Source organism: Actinacidiphila polyblastidii, assembly GCF_036353415.1.
GTDB lineage: Bacteria > Actinomycetota > Actinomycetes > Streptomycetales > Streptomycetaceae > Actinacidiphila > Actinacidiphila polyblastidii.
Genome location: NZ_JAZEWV010000025.1, coordinates 1 through 19,125 on the forward strand (window position 1 = coordinate 1; position 19,125 = coordinate 19,125).

Here is a 19,125-nt window from a genome sequence, read left to right on the forward strand (position 1 = left end):
CCCCCCACCCGCATGTCCGCTCAGCGCGGGTCGCCGCCGCCGGGCAGCGGCGGCAGCGCCGTGCGATGCAGCCAGCCGTGCAGGAGCGCGTCGAGCGGCCGCGCGGCGTACCGCTGGACGTGGGCGGTGACGTCCGCGGTGGTCACCACGCCGTGGCGGTGGACCACCGTCCACGCCTTCAGCATGCGGAAGAAGGCGTCGTCGCCCAGCGCGTCGCGCACGGCGTGCACCACCAGGCCGCCGCGCTCGTACAGCCGGTCGTCGAACATCAGCCGCCGTCCCGGATCGTCCAGCCGCAGGTCCTGCCGCTGCCGGGTCAGCGCCGCGTGGGCGGTGGCGGCGTGCGCGGCCGCGTCCGGGCCGCCGGAGTGCTCCGACCACAGCCACTCCGCGTACTTGGCGAAGCCCTCGTTGAGCCAGATGTGCCGCCAGTCCGCGATCGACAGGCTGTTGCCGAACCACTGGTGGGCCAGCTCGTGGGCGACCAGCCGCTCGGCGCCCCGCGCGCCGTCCACGTGGTTGGCCCCGAACGTCGCCAGGCCCTGCGCCTCGACCGGCACGTCCAGCTCCTCGTCGACGACGACCACCGCGTACTCGTCGAAGGGGTAGGCGCCGAAGACCTCCTCGAAGAAGTCCATCATCGCGGTCTGCCGGGTGAAGTCCGCGACGGCCCGCGACCGCAGCCGCGCGGGCACGTACACCGTCTGCGGGACCGGCCTGCGCGGCTGCGGCCCGGCCGGGTCGGCGGTCAGCCGCACGCTCTCGTACCGGCCGATGGAGACGGTCACCAGGTAGCTGGAGGTGGGCGCGGGCTGCTCCCACAGCCAGGTGGTGCTGCCCGCGCGGGCGGTCCTCGTGAGCAGCCGGCCGCCGACGACCACGGTGTACGGGGACGGCGCGGTGACCGCGATCTGGTACGACGCCTTGTCCGCGGGGCGGTCGTTGCACGGGTACCAGGACGGCGCGCCGACCGGCTGGCTGGCGACCAGCGAACCGTCGGTCAGCTCCTCCCAGCCCAGCCCGCCCCACTGGCTGCGCACCGGCTGCGGATTGCCGGTGTAGCGCACCTGCGCGGTGAACGCCGCGCCGGCCGCCGGCGCCTTCGCCGGGCGGACCCGCAGCTTCCCGGCCCGGTAGGTGTAGTGCGCGTCGCGGCCGTCCACGACGACGCTGCCGAGCCGGAAGCCCGGGGCGAGGTCGAGGGCGAACTCACGCAGCGGCTCGGGGCCCGCCACCGCGCTCAGCCGCGCGCTGCCCTTGAGCCGGTTGGACGCGGGACGGTAGTCCAGCGCCAGCTCGTAGCGGTGCACGTGGTAGCGGGAGTCGCCGTTGCCGGGGAAGTAGGGGTCGGCGTCCGGTGCCGGCTTCTGACTCAACGGTCCTGCACTCCCTCGCGGTGGGGGACGGACCGTGCCGGGTGCAGCCGTGCCTCATCCTCGTCCAAGCCAGACCTCCGCCGGGTTGCCCAGCCACCGGGTGTCCGGCGGGATGGACTCCGCGCGCATCACCAGTGAGGCCGGTCCCAGCGTGCTGCCGGCCCCGATCTCGCTGCCCGGCAGCACGATGCCGCCCGGTCCGAGCGTCGCGCCCGTGCGGAGGACCACCGTATCCATCCGCATGATCCGGTCGTGGAACAGGTGGGTCTGGAGCACGCAGCCGCGGTTGACGCTCACCGCGTCCTCCAGGGTGACCAGGTCCGCCTCGGGCAGCCAGTAGCTCTCGCACCACACCCCGCGGCCGACCTTCGCGCCCAGCGCCCGCAGCCACAGGGACATCACCGCGGTGCCGGGCACCGCGCCGACCAGCCACGGTACCGCCAGCACCTCGACGAAGGTGTCGGCCAGCTCGTTGCGCCACACGAAACCGCTCCACAGCGGGCGCTCCACCGCCCGGAACCGGCCCACCAGCAGCCACTTCGCGGCCACGGACACCACAGCGGCGGCCGCGCCCGCGGCCAGCAGCACGGCGCCGGACAGCAGCGCCGCCCAGGCCGGTGCCAGCACCGAGCAGAGCCACGCCAGCGCGGCCAGGGTCAGCACGGCCAGCGCCGCCGAGGCCAGCACCGGAACCACCCGGCAGACCTCGACCAGCGCCCGCGCCCACACCAGCCGCACCGGCGGCTCGTAGGTACGGCTCTGGTCGCCGTCGTCGGCCGCGCGCGGCAGCCGCACCGGCGGCATGCCGAGGTACGAACGGCCCTCCTTGGCCTTCTTCGGCGTGGCCGACAGCACCCCGACCAGGCCGCGGTCGGGCACCGCGCGGCCCGGCGCGGTCATCCCCGAGTTGCCGAGGAACGCGCGCTCGCCGATCTCCGCCGGCCCGATCCGCAGCCACCCGCCGCCGAGCTGGTACGGAGCGACGAGCGCGTCGTCGGCGAGGAAGGCCCCGTCGCCGACAGTGGTCAGGCTCGGCAGCGCCAGCACGGTGGAGACCTCGGCGCGGCTGCCGACCTTCATGCCGAGGGCCCGCAGCCACACCGGCGTGATCAGGCCCGCGTAGAGCGGGAAGAGCGTCTGCCGGGCGGCGTCCATCAGCTGGCTGACCGTCCAGGACTGCCAGCCGACCCGGCTGCTCAGCGGATGCCAGCCGGGGCGCAGCCCCAGGCTCAGCAGCCGGACCGCCACCAGCAGCAGCACCGCGTAGACGAGGCCGAAGGCCAGCGTGGCGGGCACGAGCGCGATCAGCGCCCCGCGCACCGCGTCGCCGAGACCGCCGCCGGTCGGCACCACGCAGCCGGCCACGGCCAGCGCGGCCAGCGCCCCGGCCACCGGCAGCAGCGTCAGCCCCAGCGCGCTCGCCCCGTAGGCGGCCGCCCACCGCGCGTGGCGGCGGGGGCGCTGCTTGGGCCAGCGGCGTTCCGCGCTGCCCAGCTTCACCGCGGGCGAGCCCGCCCAGCGCTGCCCGGTCGGCACCTGGCCGGTGACGCTGGAGCCGGCCGCGACCTGGGCGCGCTTGCCGACCCGTGCGCCCGGCAGCAGGGTGCTCCGGGTGCCGACCACGGCGCCTGATCCGACCTTCACCCCGCCGATCTCCAGCAGGTCGCCGTCCAGCCAGTAGCCGGACAGGTCCACCTCGGCCTCGATCGCGCAGCCGCGGCCCAGCTTGAGCATCCCGGTGACCGGCGGCAGCGAGTGCAGGTCGACGTCGGGGCCGACCTTGGCGCCGAGCGCGCGGGCGTAGCTCACCAGCCAGGACCCGGACAGGGTGGCGGCGCCGCAGACCTCCGTGAGCCGCTCGGCGGTCCACAGCCGCAGGTGCACGCCGCCGCCGCGCGGGTAGCTGCCCGGCTGCACCCCGCGCAGCAGCAGCCGGGCGCCGCCGGCCGCGAGGGCCAGCCGGCCCGGCGGGCTGAACAGCAGCAGGCCGCCGGCCGCGACCAGCCACCAGGGCGCGGTGGGCGCCCAGGCGTAGCCGCCGAACCGGGTCAGGACGTCGCCGAGGGCCAGCAGCCCGACCGTCCAGCGCAGTCCCGCCAGCGTGAACAGCGGCACCAGCAGGAGCGCTTGCACGATCCGGGCGCGCAGCGGCACCGGCGCCACGGTACGGGCCTGGCGGTCGCCCTCGACCAGGCCGTCCAGCAGCCGGGCGAGCTTGCGCAGCGTCGGGTACTGGTAGACGTCGAGGACGGCGACCCCGGGGTGGCGTTCGCGCAGCGCCGTGGTCAGCTGCGCGGCGGCCAGACTGCTGCCTCCGACGGCGAAGAAGTCGTCGCGTGCGTCGCCGACCGGTGTGCCGAGGATCTCCTCCCACTGCTCGGCCAGCCACGCCTCGGTCCCGCTGAACCGCTCGGCCGCGCTCGGGCCGGCGGGCACCGCGAGGTCCGGCAGCGGCCAGGGCAGGGCCGCCCGGTCCACCTTGCCCGAGGTGCGGGTCGGCAGGGCGTCGACGACGGCCAGCAGCGGCACCAGCGAGGCGGGCAGCCGCGCGCGCAGGAGCGCCACGGCCTCGTCCCGGTCCCAGCCGTCGCCGGTCACCACGTACCCGACCAGCAGCTGGTTGCCGCGGCGGGCCGTGCGGACGGCCGCAGCCGCGCCGGCCACGCCGGGGAGCGCCTGGAGCGCGGCGTCGACCTCGCCGAGTTCGATGCGCCGGCCGCCGAGCTTGATCTGCTCGTCGGCCCGGCCGAGGAAGACCAGGCCCTCGGGCTCGGCGAGCACCAGGTCGCCGCTGCGGTAGGCGCGCTCCCAGCCGAGCGACTCCAGCGGGGCGTACTTCTCGCGGTCCTTGGCGGCGTCCAGGTAGCGGGCGAGTCCCGCGCCGCCGATGATCAGCTGGCCGCTGCCGCCCATCGGGACCGGAAGCCCCGACTCGTCGACCACGGCCAGCTCCCAGCCGTCCAGCGGCAGACCGATGCGCACCGGGCCCTCGCCGGTCAGCAGCGCGGCGCAGGCCACCACGGTCGCCTCGGTGGGGCCGTAGGTGTTCCACACCTCGCGGCCCTCGGTGACCAGCCGCTCGACCAGCTCCTGCGGGCACGCCTCGCCGCCGAAGATCAGCAGCCGCACCTCGTTGAGCGCCGCGGCGGGCCACAGCGCGGCGAGCGTGGGCACCGTGGAGACCACGGTGATCTCCTGCTCCGCGAGCCAGTCCGCCAGGTCGCCGCCTTCGCGGACCTGCGAGCGGGGGACCGGCACCAGGCAGGCGCCGTGCCGCCAGGCGAGCCACATCTCCTCGCAGGAGGCGTCGAAGGCGACCGACAGCCCGGCCATGACGCGGTCGCCGGGGCCGATCGGCTCGTCCGGGAGGAAGAGCGCCGCCTCGGCGTCGACGAACGCGGCCGCGTTGCGGTGGGTGACCGCCACGCCCTTGGGCCGCCCGGTGGACCCCGAGGTGAAGATGATCCACGCGTCGTCGCCCGGCGCGGGACGCCGGGACGGGCGGCCGGCCCGGCCGGGACCGGTCGGCGTGAGGCTGCGGCCGGCGCCGAGGACGGCGGCGACCCCGGCCTCGCCGAAGACCAGCTCGGCGCGCTCGTCGGGGTCCTCCGCGTCCACCGGCACGTAGGCGGCTCCGGCGGCGAGCACCGCGAGGATGCTGACGTACAGGTCGTTGGTGCCCGAAGGCACCCGCACGCCGACGCGGTCGCCCGCGCCGACACCCGCCTCCGTGAGCCGCCGGGCGAGCGCGCCGACCTCGGCGGCCAGCGCCCGGTAGCTGAGCGCGGACCTGCCGTCGTCCAGCGCCGGCTCGTGCGGGTGGGCCAGCACGGTCGCGTCGAGGACGTCCAGCAGGGTCCGCGGCTCGGCCGCGGGCCGCCCGGGGAAGTGCGCCCGCCGCTCCAGCGGGTCGCCGTACGCGGCCGCGGCGCCGGCCGGGCGGACCTCGTCCGGCAGGGCGTCGATCGGCACGGTCACAGTCATGCGTTCCTCGCTCCTCGTCCCTCGGCCCGGGACACGATCGACGTCCGGTGGCCGCAATGGTGAGTCCGCCGCAGGTGCCGCACTCGCCGCCAAATCAAGACAACCGCCCTATTTTAACGGCTGCTGCTCTGGCGCCCGGCCCCCGGCGGCCGCCGCCCACCGCGTCCGGCGGTTCCCAACGTGCCCGCCCGAACCGGGGGAAGCGCCTCCACCTGCGTGAACTCACCTGCCGGCGTGGGGCGTCGACAGGCGCACTGTGAATCGGGCCACCCCGTCGCGTGGACTCCCGGGCGGCCTCTTTCCGATATCACGCCGCCCGCCCGGCGCGGGCAAGCCGCGCGCACCCGAAGGGGTGGCGGGCGCCGTGCCGGCGGGCTTGCTCATGCTGGTTGACTGGTGTTCTACTCAAGTAGCACAATTTTTCTCGAACGCCTCGGAGAGGAGACCCAGACGTGATCGACTTCCATGTCGACCGGGCGAGCAGCGTCCCCGCGTACGCGCAGCTGGTCAGACAGGTGCGCGAGGCCCTGCGGCTGGGGCTGCTGCATCCCGGGGACCGGCTCCCGACGGTGCGGGCCGTGGTGACCTCCTGCACCGTCAACCCCAGCACCGTGCTCAAGGCCTACCGGGAGCTGGAACTGTCCGGCCTGGTGGAGGCGCGCCAGGGGGCGGGCACCTTCGTCAGCGGGTCGCTGGGCACCGCGGACCCGCACGTCATGGCCCGGCTGCGCGGCGGGCTCGCCCGCTGGCTCGGCCAGGCGAGGGAGGCCGGTCTCGAGGACGAGGACGTCCAGGCCCTCGTCGCCGCGGTGATCGCCGAGGACGCGCACAGCCGGACGCGATCGGCCGGCGCACCGCCACAGCAGCGGCCGGCGCGAGCCGCCGGCGCGCCGGAAGAAGAGGGGGGCGCCGCGTGAGCGGTGAACCGATCGCTGTGGAGGCGGACGGCGTGAGCAAGCGCTACGGCGAGGTGTGGGCGCTGCGCGAGTGCGCCTTCACGGTGCCGGCCCACCGCGTCGTCGCCCTCGTGGGGGCCAACGGCGCGGGCAAGTCCACCCTGATGAGCATCATCAGCGGCATGCTGCCCGCCACCGGCGGCACCGTGCGCGTCAACGGCCGCACGGTCGCGCGAGGCCGCGGGGAGGCCGCCCACGCGGGCGGCAGGGTCGCGATCCTGGCCCAGGACAAGCCCCTGTACCGGGACTTCAGCGCCGCCGACATGCTGCGCTTCGGCCGGAGCACCAACCGCGTCTGGGACCAGCGGCGGGCGACGTCCTGGCTGGCCCGCTTCGACGTGCCGCAGGACCGCCGCTGCGGCAGGCTCTCCGGCGGCCAGCGCACCCAGGTCGCCTTGGCCGTCGCGCTGGGCTCGCGCCCCGAACTGCTGTTGCTCGACGAGCCGTTGTCCCACCTCGACCCGGTGGCGCGCACCGAGGTGATCGGCGAGCTGATGGGGGAGGCCGCCGACACCGGGATGACCGTCATGCTGTCGACCCACATCGTGGCGGAACTGGCCGGCGTCAGCGACCACTTGCTGCTGCTCGCCGCGGGGCGTCCGGTACTGGCGGGCGACGTCGAGGAGTTGCTGGCCGGCCACACCCGGCTCAGCGGGCCGCGCGCGGACCTGCCGCCCAGCCCTGGCGCGATCGTCTCCGCGCAGCACACCGCCCGGCAGTCGACGTTCGTCGTCCGCACGCCCGACGCGGCGGCCGCCACCCCGGTGGTCGCCCCCGGCTGGAACGCCCAGCCGCTCTCCCTCGAAGACCTGGTCGTCACCTACCTCAAGTCGTCCGCGGCGACCCGCACGAGCACGGAGGCCGCAGCATGACCCCACTGGCTCCCGCCCCGTTGACCGCCGACTCCGCCGGCGGCGACTCCACCACCACCGGACAGGGCGGCGGCCTGGCCGGCCTGCTGTGGCTGACCTGGCGCCAGCACCGCTGGGCGCTCGCCGGCTCGGTGCTCCTCGCGGCCGCGCTCACCGGCTGGATCGCCTACCTGGCCGCCGACATGACCGCTCTCCACCACCAGTGCCACGACCTGCCCTGCGCCAGCGGCAGCACCCAGGAAGCCGCGCTGACCGCGCCGTTCGGGCCGCTGCGGGTCGCCAACGACCTGCTGCAGGTGGTGGAGTTCCTGCCGCTGCTGGTCGGCATGTTCCTCGGCGTCCCGCTGCTGGCCAGGGAGCACGAGCAGCGCACCCTGCTGCTGGCCTGGAGCCAGGACGTGTCCCCCGCGCGGTGGCTGTGGACCAAGCTGGCCCTGATCGGCACGGTCGTGGCGGTACTGACCGCGGCGCTCGCCGCGGTCTGCGACCACCTGGCACACGTGATGGCCGACGTCAGCGAGGGCGGCCTGTTCGACGGCTCCATGTTCCTGGACTCCGGCATGCTGCCGCTGGCGCTCGGCGTCGCCTGGTTCGCGGTGGGCGTCGCGCTCGGCGCCGGCATCCGGCGCGTCCTGCCCGCCGTGGTCGGCGCCGTCGCGGGCTACGCCGCCCTGCTGGCGGTCGTCGAGTGGCGCTACCCCACCTTCGAGACGCCGGTGTCCCGCTTCCGGCCGATCGCCCCGCTGGGGGACGCCGGACCCATCGGGAGCGTCAACGACCTGAAGATCAAGGGAGGTTTCCGGATCGGCCCCGGCGAGGTGCAGAACCTGTACGACTCCTCGGGGCACGCCGTCGACTACACCCGCCTGAAGGGCCTCTGCTCGACCGACCTCGGCCCCGACACGCTGCTCCCATGCCTGTCCCGCCACCACATGCAGACCTTCGTGAAGTTCCAGCCCGCCGACCGGATACCGCAGTTCCACCTCATCCTCGCCTGCGGCTACCTCGGCATCGGCGCCCTGGCCCTGGCCGCCGTCTGGCTGATCGTGCGCGGCACCAGCCTGAGCGCGGGGTGAGCGGCCCGCCCGCCGCGGGGGCAGCCGCCCACCCGCGACCGGCCGTCCACTACAGGCTCTTGCGGGCGCCCACGTCGATCAGCACGTCCTCCAGGGAGAAGTTCTCCGCCAGCAGCGCGCGCAGCCGCTCCAGCGAGGAGCGGATCTCCGCCACCCGCCGCTGCGGCGCCCCGGAGCGGAGGTAGCGGCGCACCTGGGCGACGACCGCCTTCGTCGCGTCCTCCGGGTCGAAGACCACGTCGGTGCGCCCGCGCCCCAGCAGGCGGGCGCGACGGGTGGGCGCCGACGGGAAGTCACCCAGGCGCACCCGGTGCCGGGCCAGGTCGCCTGCCAACGCGTCGACGTCGCTGAGCTTGCCCCACACCATCCGGCTGAGCAGGTCGTACTCCGCCGCCTCGATGATGATCAGCTGCGCGCTCCTGGCGGCCATCGCCCTGCTGACCAGGCGCAGCGTCCGACCCTGCTGGGTCAGCCGCATGTGCAGCTTGCGCGTCGCCTCCTCGCGGTGCCTGCCGCCACGCCGCACATACGCCGCCAACAGCGCGAGGATGTCCTCGGCGTTCACCATGGCCTCGTTGAGGCGGACGTAGATGAGGAACAGGTCGACCGCCAGATCGCGCCGCCGCTTGTCCCTGCGGTGCGCCGCCACCCCGGACAGCGCCTGGGTGGTCGTCTCCGTCATGAGCTTCAGGAACTCGAACATGCCCTCCCCGCCCGGTGGTTGGGTGCCCCAGCGTGCCAGAGGGCGCGGTCGCCTTCCAGGGGACCGGCCGCGCCGGCGATCGCCGCCGCATCAACGGGCTTCGGGAAGGGCGACTTCGGCCCAGACGGTCTTGCCGACGTCGCGGGAGGACACGCCCCACGCGCGGGTCAGCGCCTGGACCAGTAAGAGGCCGCGGCCGGACTCCGCGTCTCCGTCGGGCGGTACGGGCGGTGTGGCCGGGCGGCGTTCGGCGCGGGCGTCGCTCACCTCGACACGGATCACCGCGGCGTCGCGGTCGAGGGTGAGCCGCAGTTCGAAGTCCCGTCCGGCGACGCGGCCGTGGGTCACCGCGTTGGCGGCGAGTTCGGCCACGACCGAGGCGGCGGCGTCGGCCGGCTCGCTGTCGTGCGGCACGTCCCAGGCGGCCAGCTGACCGAGGGTGAGGCGTCGCGCCATGCCGGCGGCCGCGCGGGTCGCGGGGAGCATGCGGACGAAGACGCAGGTCCGGGTGGAGATTTCGGAGTTCACGTGACAGAGCGTGGCCGTCCGTGCATAGGCTGACCAGTGATGAGGCCGGGACGGAGCGTGACCTGTCCGGCCGTCCCGGCTCTGCGTCCGGGCGTCCGGACACGCACGGCGGAGGTGGATCGATGACGACGGGTACGGAGGCCGCGGGCACGGCCGGGCAGGCCGGCAGCGGCACCGAGGAGCAGGACTGGGACGAGGGCGCCACGGACATCCTCAAGACCGTCGGGCGCCAGGTGAAGCTGTGGCGCGAGCGGGCGGGCCTGCGGCAGGCGGAGCTGGGCCGCCAGATCGGCTACAGCGAGGAGTTGGTCTCCTCCGTCGAGCGCGGACGGCGGGCGCCGAAGGCGGAGTTCCTCGACGCCGCGGACGACGTGCTGGCCGCGGGCGGGATGCTCGCGGCGTTCAAGGAGGACGTGGAGCGCGCGCGGTACCCGAAGAAGGTGCGGGACCTGGCAAAGTTGGAGTCCCTCGCCGTGTCCATGGGCTCGTACAGCAACCACAACATCCAGGGCCTGTTGCAGACCGAGGAGTACACGCGAGCGCTGTACCGCATGCGTCGGCCGCTCCTCGACGAGGAGACCATTGACCGGTACACCGCTGCACGCATGGATCGCCAAAGCATCTTCGACCGGTGGCCTGCCCCCATCCTGAGCTTCGTCCAGGAAGAGGTGACCCTGCGCCGACCAATCGGCGGGCGCGACGTACTGCGTCGCCAGCTCGAACGGCTCCTGGACGTCGGCCAGTTGAGGAACGTCGAAATCCAGGTGATGCCGACGGATCGCGAGGACCATGCCGGGATGGGCGGTCAACTTCGTTTGCTGGAACCCGGGAACGGACCCACCGTGGGACACGTCGAGGTGCAGAACTTCAGCCGTGTTGTCACCGGCCGCAGCGAGGTCAGGACGCTCGAAGCGCAATATGGGATCATCCGCGCACAGGCTCTCACCCCACGGGAGTCCTTGGCGTTCATCCAAAAGGTCCTGGGAGAGACATGACGATCAACTCCTCTGCCGGCAGAGTTGAGTTGCGCTGGCATAAGAGCAGCTACAGCAGCAACGAGGGGCCGGACTGCGTCGAGGTGGCGACCTCCTCCCGTACGGTCCACGTCCGCGACTCCAAGGACCCGGAGGGTCCCCAGCTCGCGTTCGGTGCGGCGGAGTGGACCGCGTTCGTGGCGTACGCGGCCGACCGCGTCTGAACGACTCGCGAAGGGCGGCCCGGGGCAACCGGGCCGCCCTTCGCCACGTTCACCCGTCCACCGTGCCGGATGCGAGGATTTCGCGAACCCCGGGAACGGCGGCATCGGCACCGTCGGGGGCCGAACTGGCACGCAGACCTGCCCCGGTCCGAGGCATGCCCCCGTTGGCAGTACCCTCTTGATCCTCACGGCTCCCCTCTCGGACGTGCGAGCGATTGCCGGGCCGACCGGCCGATCCCTCGGCCCCGGCCGTCCCGGAACGGAGCGGACCGGACCGCCTCGGACCTGACCGGACCGGACGCCGTGGGCCCCGGCGGATTCAGCCCGGCCGCCGGTGGAGTCGAGCAGGGAACCGGGCGTCGAGGAGCCGAAGACCAGCGGCTCCTGCACAAGGGCAGCGCGAGGGGCGGATCAGGTGGACGACCACGACGGCACGGGCATACCCGGCGAGGACAACGGCACGGACGGAACGGCCGCTCAGGCCGCGACGCCGGCCGCACGGAAGCAGCCGGCGCAGAGGAAGCCCGCGACGCCGGCGGCACGGCCGACCGCGTCCCGGGGGCGCAAGCCCCAGGCAGCGTCGGAGGTTCCGGACACTTCGGCGCGGAGCGGAACGGACGCCGCCGAGGAGAACGCCGCGGCCACGACTGCGGCGGCTGCCCCGGCAGCCGATGGGGCACCCGTCGCGCCCGCCGCGAAGAGGGCGACCGCGAAGACCGCGGGCGGCAAGGCCGCTGCCCCCGCGGCGAAGAAGACCTCGGGCGCCCCCGCGAAGAAGGCGGCACCTTCGGGCGCGGCCAGGGCGACTCCGGCGAAGGCGACTCCCGCCAAGTCCACCGCGGCGAAGAAGACGGCTGCGAAAGCCACCCCCGCGAAGACGACCCCCGCCAAGGCCACCCCCGCCAAGGCGACGCCCGCCAGGACCGCCGCTGCCTCGAAGCCGGCCGCGGCGAAGAAGGCCCCCGCCACGTCCCCTGCGGTCGCGAAGACCGCCGTGGTCGCGAAGACCGCCAAGGCGGCGAAGTCCGCGACGTCCGGCGCCGCCGCCAGGAGCACCGCCACGTCGAAGGCGGCGGGGCCGCGGAAGGCCGCCGCGCAGGGGAGCGCCGACGCCTGGCAGGCCCCGGGCTACGTGCACGACCGCGACCTCGGCACCGGTACGAACGGCCGCGTCGTCAGCGCCCTGCACGAAGGCAGCAGCGTCGCGGTCACGATCACCTACCTGCCGGCCGCGCTCGCCCAGGACGCCGCCTTCCGCGCGGAGTTCCGCGACGACGCGCAGGCGCTCGGCGGCGTCGCCGCGCCGTACCTCGCCCAGCTCCACGCCTACGTGGAGGACGGTCCGCACGCGGCGATCGTGCGCGAGCCGGTCGACGGCGTCGCCCTGAACGCCCTGCTGGGGGCGACCGGCGCGCTCCCTCCCGAGGCCGCCCTCGTGGTCCTCAAGGACTCGCTGCTCGCCCTCCACGCGGCACACGAGGCGGGCGTCCTGCACCGCGCCTACCGGCCGGAGCACGTCCTGGTGACCGCGGAAGGCGTCACGAAGGTCGTCGACTTCGGCGTCGCGTCACGCGGCGAGGCGGTCGCCGCGCCCGCTGGCCCCTACACCGCGCCCGAGCGGTCCGCGGGCGGCCCGGCGACGGTGGCCGCCGACCTCTACGCGGCGACCGCGGTCTTCGACGAGTGCCTCGCCGGCGCCACGCCGGCGACGGTACGCCCCCTGGTCGCCTGGGGGTTGGCCGCCGCCCCCGCCGAACGTCCGGAGAGCGCGGCCGACTTCGCGGCCGAGCTGGAGACCGCCGCCGTCGCGGCCTACGGTGCGGACTGGGAGGAGCGCGGGCGGCGTGAACTCGGCGCGCTGGCCGCCTCGTTGCCGGTCGCGGACGCCGTACCGCAGAAGCAGCCCGTGCCCGCGCTCGTGCCGGTCCCCGCCCCGGCGCCGCCCGCCGCTCCGCCTGCTGCGGCGCCCGGCGCCCGCGCGCAGCGGCCCCGTCTCGGCCGGCGGGCCAAGATCCTCGCCGTCGCCGTGGCGGCGGCCGTCGTCGTCGCGGGCGCCGTGGCCATCACCGCCGCGGCCTCCGGCAGCGACGGGGACCCGGCGAGCGCCGCGCCCGGCGCCACCACGCCGCGGACCTCCGGCCCGGCACCCACCTCGCCCACCGCGGCCGCGACGACGGCGTCCCCTCCGGCGAGCGCCAGCCCCTCGGCGACCGCGACGACCACCGCCCCGGCCACCGGAACCGCGAGTCCGACGCTCGCGGCCGCCGACCCGACGGGCACGGCCACCGGCAGCGCGACCCCGACCACCACCGCCCCCACCACCCCGGCCAGCCCCACCACGACCACCGGCTCGGCGGCGGCGCCGCACGTCGCCTCCGTGGCCGTCACCGGCCTCACCTGCTCCACCGGCGGCAAGCGGACGGCCAAGGCCACCGTGCTGGTGCAGTACGACGGGACCGCGGCGGGCACGCTGCACCTCACCTGGTGGCGCAGCGCCACGGGCGCGCCGCAGGGCGCCGTCACCCAGCCCGCGCAGACCGCCGTCTTCCCCAAGGGCTCGCAGACCTACACCTTCACCGACGCCTTCACCTTCACCGCGGACAGCGCCCGCCCGTATGTCGGCCTGACCGTCTCCACCGACCCGGGCGCGGCGTCCGGCAACGGTTCCTACCGGGTCGGCTGCCACTGACCCCGCGCACCGGGCCGGACCGGCCCCTGACCCGACCGCACACCCCGGCCTCACGTCCCGCGCCCGGTCCGGCAGCCGCTCCACGGCCGCAGGACCGGGCGCGCGGGGGTGACACGGGTACGTTTCCCCGGCTCCGGCACGGGTGTCGCAATGCCTTGACTGGCCGATCTGTGAACGCTAACAATGACAGCATCACGGATCGGAGAACCATGTCACAGACGGCGGAGAGCACCGGACCGCGCCGGGCGCCCACCATGGCGGACGTCGCGCAGGTCGCCGGGGTGTCCCACCAGACCGTTTCCCGGGTGCTGAGCCACCACCCGAACGTCAAGGAGACGACCCGGGCCGAGGTGCTGCGGGCGATCGAGGAGCTGGGCTACCGGCGGAACTCCTCGGCACGGGCCCTGGTGACCCGGCGCACCCTGACGCTCGGCGTGGTGGCGTGCAATCCGACGCTGTTCGGGCCGGCCAGCACCCTGTTCGGGCTGGAGGAGGCGGCGCGGGACGAGGGCTACATGGTCTCGGCGGTCACCCTTCGGCGCTACACCGCGAAGGCGCTGGAGGAGGCGATCGACCACCTCAGCGACTGGGGGGTGGAGGGCATCGTGGTGATAGTCCCGCACCGGGCGGCCGTCGCCGCGCTGGCCGAGCTGAAGCTGCCCTTCCCCGTGGTGACCGTCGAGGGCGGCCACACGCTGCCCATACCGGGCGTCTCGGTGGACCAGGACCTCGGCGCGCGGCTGGTGACCGGCCATCTGCTCGGCGCCGGGCACCGAACCGTGTGGCACGTGGCCGGGCCGCCGGACTGGCTGGAGGCCGGGGCCAGGGTGGCGGGCTGGCGCGCGACCCTGGAGGAGGCGGGCGCCGAGGTGCCCGCGCCGCTCGTCGGCGACTGGACGCCGCTGTCGGGCTACCGGGCCGGACAGGAGCTGGCGGGCAGGGTCGCGGCCGGCGCGGCGCGCCGCAGGGCGGCCGAGGTGACCGCGGTGTTCGTGGCCAACGACCAGATGGCGCTGGGCGTGATGCGCGCCTTCCGGGAGGCCGGCCTCTCGGTGCCGGGACAGGTGGCCATCGCCGGCTTCGACGACATCCCGGAGGCGGAGTTCTTCGCCCCGCCGCTCACCACCGTCCGCCAGGACTTCGCCGCGGTCGGCCAGGCCAGCATCCGGCTGCTGATCAGCCGGCTGGAATCCGGGAACGCGGGCGACGCCGAGCGGATCGTGATCGAGCCGCGGCTGATCGTCCGCGGCAGCAGCACCCCTTCCTGACACCCCTCCTGACGCCCCTTGCCGACACCGGTCCCTGACACCGGGCCGCCCCGCTCCGGTGCTCCGCCGGACCCCCCTTCTGGAGACCACAATGACGACCGTTCCGCCCGCCGTCACGGTCGGCATCGACTTCGGGACGCTGTCGGGCCGCGTCCTCGTCGTCGACGCCGCGGACGGCAGGGAACTGGGCAGCGCCGTCCACGCGTACCCGCACGGGGTGGTGGACCGGGCGCTGCCCGACGGCACAGAACTGCCGCAGGACTGGGCGCTGCAGATCCCCCAGGACTGGCGCGACGTGCTGCGCTTCGCGGTGCCGCGGGCGCTGCAGGCCGCCGGAGTGCGGGCCGATCAAGTGGTGGGCCTGGCCACCGACTTCACCGCGTGCACGGTGCTGCCGGCCACCGCCGAGGGCGTCCCGCTGTGCGAACTCCCGGGCTACGCGGACCGGCCGCACGCGTACCCCAAGCTGTGGCGGCACCACGCCGCGCAGCCGGAGGCGGACCTGATCGTGCGCCGGGCACAGGAGTCGGGGCAGCGCTGGCTCGGCCGGTACGGCGGCAGGATCTCCAGCGAGTGGCAGTTCGCCAAGGCCCTGCAGGTGCTGCGCGAGGACCCGGCGGTCTACCAGACGGCGGACCGCTGGATCGAGGCCGCCGACTGGATCGTGTGGCAGCTGACGGGGGAGGAGAACCGCAATCCGTGCACCGCCGGGTACAAGGGCATCCACCAGGACGGCGGTTACCCCGACGCGGAGTATCTCGCCTCGCTGCACCCGGACTTCGCGGACTTCACCGCCAAACTGGCGCACCCGCTCTCCCAGCTCGGCGCGCCCGCCGGCGGACTCACCGCCGCGGCCGCGGAGTGGACGGGCCTGCGGGCCGGGACCGTGGTGGCGGTCGGCAACGTCGACGCCCATGTCACCAGCGCCGCGGCCCGGGCGCTCGACCCCGGCCACATGCTGGCCATCATGGGCACCTCGACCTGCCACATCATGAACTCCGACGTGCTCGCCGAGGTCCCCGGCATGTGCGGGGTGGTGCGCGACGGCGTCGTCCCCGGGCTGTGGGGGTACGAGGCCGGCCAGAGCGGCGTGGGCGACATCTTCGCCTGGGCGGTGCGGACGGCGACGCCGCACGCGTACGCGGCCGAGGCCCGGCGGCGCGGTCTGTCGGCGCACGAACTGCTCACCGAGAAGGCCGCCGGGCAACCGGTCGGCGGGCACGGGCTGCTGGCGCTGGACTGGCACAGCGGCAACCGGTCGGTGCTCGTCGACCACCACCTGTCGGGGCTGATCGTCGGCCTGACGCTGGACACCCGCCCCGAGGACATCTACCGGGCGCTCGTCGAGGCCACCGCCTACGGCACCCGCACCATCATCGAGGCGTTCGAGGAGGCGGGCGTGCCGGTCACCGAGTTCACCGCGGCCGGCGGCCTGCTGAAGAACGACTTCCTGATGCAGACCTACAGCGACGTGCTCGGCCGGCCGGTCAACCTGCTGGTCTCCGAGCAGGGACCGGCTCTGGGCGCGGCCATCCACGCCGCGGTCGCGGCCGGCGTCCATCCCGACCTCCGCGCCGCCTCGGCCGCCATGGGCCGCCTCCAGCCGCGCGCCTACACCCCCGACCCGGCGCGGGCGGCCGCCTACGACCTCCTCTACGCCGAGTACCGCCTGCTGCACGACCACTTCGGCCGTGGCGGCAGCGACGTCATGCACCGCCTGCGGGCGCTGCGCGACCAGACCTAGCAGCCCTCGTACCTGAGCGCGCATGTGAGCGCTCACCTCGAATGTTAGCGCTCATCCCGACCCGCGACAGAGGTGTGCCCGTGCCCGACAACCCTCCACCGCCCTCCGGCGCAGCCACCCGCGCCCCCGCCCTCGCCCGGCTGCGGCAACAGGTCAGCGACCTGCACCGGGAGCTGGTCCGCTACCGACTGGTGGTCTGGACGGCCGGGAACGTCTCCGCGCGCGTCCCGGAGGCCGACCTGTTCGTCATCAAACCCAGCGGCGTCGACTACGACCGGCTGACCCCCGACAGCATGATCGTGTGCGATCTGGCGGGCGCGGTGGTCGAAGGCGACCTGTCGCCCTCCTCCGACACCGCCGCGCACGCCTACGTCTACCGGCACATGCCGCAGGTCGGCGGGGTGGTGCACACCCACTCCACCTACGCGTGCGCGTGGGCGGCCCGCGCCGAGCCGGTGCCGTGCGTGCTGACCGCGATGGCCGACGAGTTCGGCGCCGAGATCCCCATCGGGCCGTTCGCCCTGATCGGCGACGACTCGATAGGCCGCGGCATCGTCGACACCCTGAAGGGCCACCGCTCGCCCGCCGTCCTCATGCGCAGCCACGGCGTGTTCACCATCGGCAAGGACGCCCGCGCCGCCGTCAAGGCCGCGGTGATGTGCGAGGACGTCGCCCGCACGGTGCACATATCCCGCCAGCTCGGCGAGCCGCAGCCGATCGCCCGGGAGGACGTGGACCGCCTCTACGACCGCTACCAGAACGTGTACGGACAGCAGCCCGCGCCGTCCGCCGACCGAGGAGCCTGAACCATGACGTCGAACTCCGAGCGTGAGGTGTGGTTCCTCACCGGCAGCCAGGGCCTGTACGGCGAGGACACCCTGCGCCAGGTCGCCGAGCAGTCCCGGCGGATAGCCGACCGGCTCGCGGCGGTCCCCGGCGCCCCGGCGGCCGTCGTCTGGAAGCCGGTGCTCACCGACGCGGCCGCGATCACCGGAGTGGTCATGGCGGCCAACGCCGACCCCGCCTGCGTGGGCCTGATCGCCTGGATGCACACCTTCTCGCCCGCCAAGATGTGGATCTCCGGCCTCGACCTGCTGCGCAAACCGCTGCTGCACCTGCACACCCAGGCCGACGTCCAACTCCCCTGGGCCACCCTCGACATGGACTTCATGAACCTCAACCAGGCCGCGCACGGCGACCGCGAGTTCGGGTACATCCAGTCCCGGGTCGGCGTCACCCGCAAGACGGTGGCAGGCCACGTGTCCGACCCGGCCGTGGCGCCGCGCATCCACGCCTGGATGCGCGCCGCGATCGGCCACCACGCCCTGCGCACCCTGCGGCTGGCCCGCTTCGGCGACAACATGCGCGACGTCGCGGTCACCGAGGGCGACAAGGTGGAGGCCCAACTGCGGTTCGGCGTCTCGGTCAACACCTACGGCGTCAACGACCTGGTCGCCGCCGTCGACGCGGTCGACGACGCCGCTGTCACCGAACTCGTCAAGGAGTACGCGAGCCTCTACCGGCTCGCGCCCGAACTGGCCGCCGGCGCGGACCGGCACGCGTCCCTGCGGTACGCCGCCCGTATCGAACTGGGCCTGCGCACCTTCCTCACCGACGGCGGCTTCGGCGCCTTCACCACCAACTTCGAGGACCTGGGCGGCCTTCGGCAACTGCCGGGCCTCGCCGTGCAGCGCCTGATGGCCGACGGCCACGGCTTCGGCGGCGAGGGCGACTGGAAGACCGCCGCCCTGCTGTACACGCTCAAGGCCATGGGCGCGGGGCTGCCGGGCGGCACCTCCTTCATGGAGGACTACACCTACCACCTGGCCCCCGGCAGCGAACTCATCCTGGGCGCGCACATGCTGGAGGTCTGCCCGACCATCGCCGCGCACCGGCCGTCCTGCGAGATCCACCCGCTGGGCATCGGCGGCCGGGAGGACCCGGTCCGGCTGGTCTTCGACGCGCGTCCCGGTCCCGCCGTCGTCGTCGGCCTGGCCGACGTCGGCGACCGATTCCGCCTGGTGGCCAACGAGATCGAGGTGGTGCCACCGCTGGAGCCGCTGCCCCGGCTCCCGGTGGCCAGGGCGGTGTGGAGGCCGTCGCCCGACCTGCGCACCTCCACCGAGGCGTGGCTGACCGCCGGCGGTCCCCACCACACCGTGCTGTCCAGCGCCGTGGGCACCGAGGAACTCACCGACCTGGCCGACATGCTGGGCACCGAACTGCTGCTCATCGACGCGGGCACCACCATGCGGCAGCTGAGCAAGGAGATCCGCTGGAACCAGGTCTACTACCGGCTGGCGGGCGGCCTCTGACCCCGTCCGGCCAGGCACGTTCCGGCGGACGGGCGTCGCGCGCCCGTCCGGGCGCCGGCATGCCCTCGGCCGTGTCCCGGCGGCCTCCCGGGCTGCTCTGCCACGGCTCGCCCCGGCCGCTCCACCCGCCCTGTTTTTCTTCGGCGTAACACCTTGACGCCATGGCGGTGAACGCTAACAATCTCTGCCAAGCGACGGAGCACAAGGCGAACGTGGGAGCGACCCTTCGGACTTGGGGCCCCCGGTGGACCGGGGGAGGAGTACCTCGCCCTGGTCCACCTGCGAAAGGAAGCGGCGGCGCGGCAACGGGCCACCCCGACTCGCTCGTGACACCGGGGAACCGCTGCCGGCCGTCCGGTACGGCGTGATCGTGTACGACGTTACGGGTTCGGGCATCGGTCGTCGGTGGGAACAAC

General features: G+C 74.4%; 14 protein-coding genes. 10 read left to right on the plus strand and 4 right to left on the minus strand.

Annotated elements, in window-relative coordinates:
• Positions 1-20 precede the first annotated feature (20 nt).
• On the minus strand, positions 21-1,376 hold the full coding sequence (locus V2S66_RS24405; RefSeq protein WP_330798441.1) for a M1 family metallopeptidase: 1,356 nt from the start codon (positions 1,374-1,376) through the stop codon (positions 21-23).
• Between the two features lie 54 nt (positions 1,377-1,430).
• The gene (locus tag V2S66_RS24410) at positions 1,431-5,360 is read right to left on the minus strand and encodes a Pls/PosA family non-ribosomal peptide synthetase (RefSeq protein WP_330798442.1); all 3,930 of its coding nucleotides are present in this window, start codon (positions 5,358-5,360) and stop codon (positions 1,431-1,433) included.
• A gap of 452 nt (positions 5,361-5,812) precedes the next feature.
• On the opposite strand from V2S66_RS24410, the gene V2S66_RS24415 reads away from it, so the two are divergent.
• The 3 genes from V2S66_RS24415 to V2S66_RS24425 are packed head-to-tail and all read left to right on the plus strand — an operon-like array spanning position 5,813 to position 8,264.
• The gene (locus V2S66_RS24415; RefSeq protein WP_330798444.1) at positions 5,813-6,277 is read left to right on the plus strand and encodes a GntR family transcriptional regulator; all 465 of its coding nucleotides are present in this window, start codon (positions 5,813-5,815) and stop codon (positions 6,275-6,277) included.
• Positions 6,274-7,188 (plus strand): ABC transporter ATP-binding protein, encoded by a 915-nt coding sequence (locus tag V2S66_RS24420; RefSeq protein ID WP_330798445.1) that lies wholly within the window; start codon positions 6,274-6,276, stop codon positions 7,186-7,188. The genes V2S66_RS24415 and V2S66_RS24420 overlap by 4 nt, the downstream gene beginning before the upstream one ends.
• A complete protein-coding gene (locus tag V2S66_RS24425) occupies positions 7,185-8,264 on the plus strand; it encodes a hypothetical protein (protein ID WP_330798446.1) in 1,080 nt (359 codons plus the stop codon). The genes V2S66_RS24420 and V2S66_RS24425 overlap by 4 nt, the downstream gene beginning before the upstream one ends.
• A 49-nt stretch (positions 8,265-8,313) precedes the next feature.
• On the opposite strand, the gene V2S66_RS24430 is transcribed toward V2S66_RS24425, so the two are convergent.
• Together V2S66_RS24430 and V2S66_RS24435 are read right to left on the minus strand one after the other, a co-directional pair.
• A complete protein-coding gene (locus tag V2S66_RS24430) occupies positions 8,314-8,967 on the minus strand; it encodes a hypothetical protein (protein WP_330798447.1) in 654 nt (217 codons plus the stop codon).
• A 90-nt stretch (positions 8,968-9,057) separates the two neighbouring features.
• Complete coding sequence (locus tag V2S66_RS24435; protein WP_330798448.1) at positions 9,058-9,495, minus strand: ATP-binding protein; 438 nt, start codon at positions 9,493-9,495, stop codon at positions 9,058-9,060.
• Positions 9,496-9,617: 122 nt separating this feature from the next.
• Here V2S66_RS24435 and V2S66_RS24440 point away from each other — a divergent pair, with 122 nt between their 5' ends.
• From V2S66_RS24440 to araA, 7 genes are all read left to right on the plus strand, one after another.
• Positions 9,618-10,490, plus strand: coding sequence for a helix-turn-helix domain-containing protein (locus V2S66_RS24440; RefSeq protein WP_330798449.1), 873 nt, complete (start codon positions 9,618-9,620; stop codon positions 10,488-10,490).
• Positions 10,487-10,693, plus strand: a complete 207-nt coding sequence (locus V2S66_RS24445; protein WP_330798450.1) for a DUF397 domain-containing protein — start codon at positions 10,487-10,489, stop codon at positions 10,691-10,693. Before V2S66_RS24440 ends, V2S66_RS24445 begins: the two co-directional genes overlap by 4 nt.
• A gap of 415 nt (positions 10,694-11,108) precedes the next feature.
• Positions 11,109-13,382, plus strand: a complete 2,274-nt coding sequence (locus V2S66_RS24450; RefSeq protein WP_330798451.1) for a serine/threonine-protein kinase — start codon at positions 11,109-11,111, stop codon at positions 13,380-13,382.
• Positions 13,383-13,591: 209 nt separating this feature from the next.
• Positions 13,592-14,650: a LacI family DNA-binding transcriptional regulator gene (locus tag V2S66_RS24455; protein ID WP_330798453.1), complete on the plus strand. Its 1,059-nt coding sequence runs from the start codon at positions 13,592-13,594 to the stop codon at positions 14,648-14,650.
• A gap of 91 nt (positions 14,651-14,741) precedes the next feature.
• A complete protein-coding gene (araB, locus tag V2S66_RS24460; protein ID WP_330798455.1) occupies positions 14,742-16,394 on the plus strand; it encodes a ribulokinase in 1,653 nt (550 codons plus the stop codon).
• Positions 16,395-16,474: 80 nt separating this feature from the next.
• Positions 16,475-17,200, plus strand: a complete 726-nt coding sequence (locus tag V2S66_RS24465; RefSeq protein ID WP_330798457.1) for an L-ribulose-5-phosphate 4-epimerase — start codon at positions 16,475-16,477, stop codon at positions 17,198-17,200.
• A gap of 3 nt (positions 17,201-17,203) precedes the next feature.
• Positions 17,204-18,709 (plus strand): L-arabinose isomerase, encoded by a 1,506-nt coding sequence (gene araA / locus V2S66_RS24470; protein ID WP_330798458.1) that lies wholly within the window; start codon positions 17,204-17,206, stop codon positions 18,707-18,709.
• Positions 18,710-19,125 lie beyond the last annotated feature (416 nt).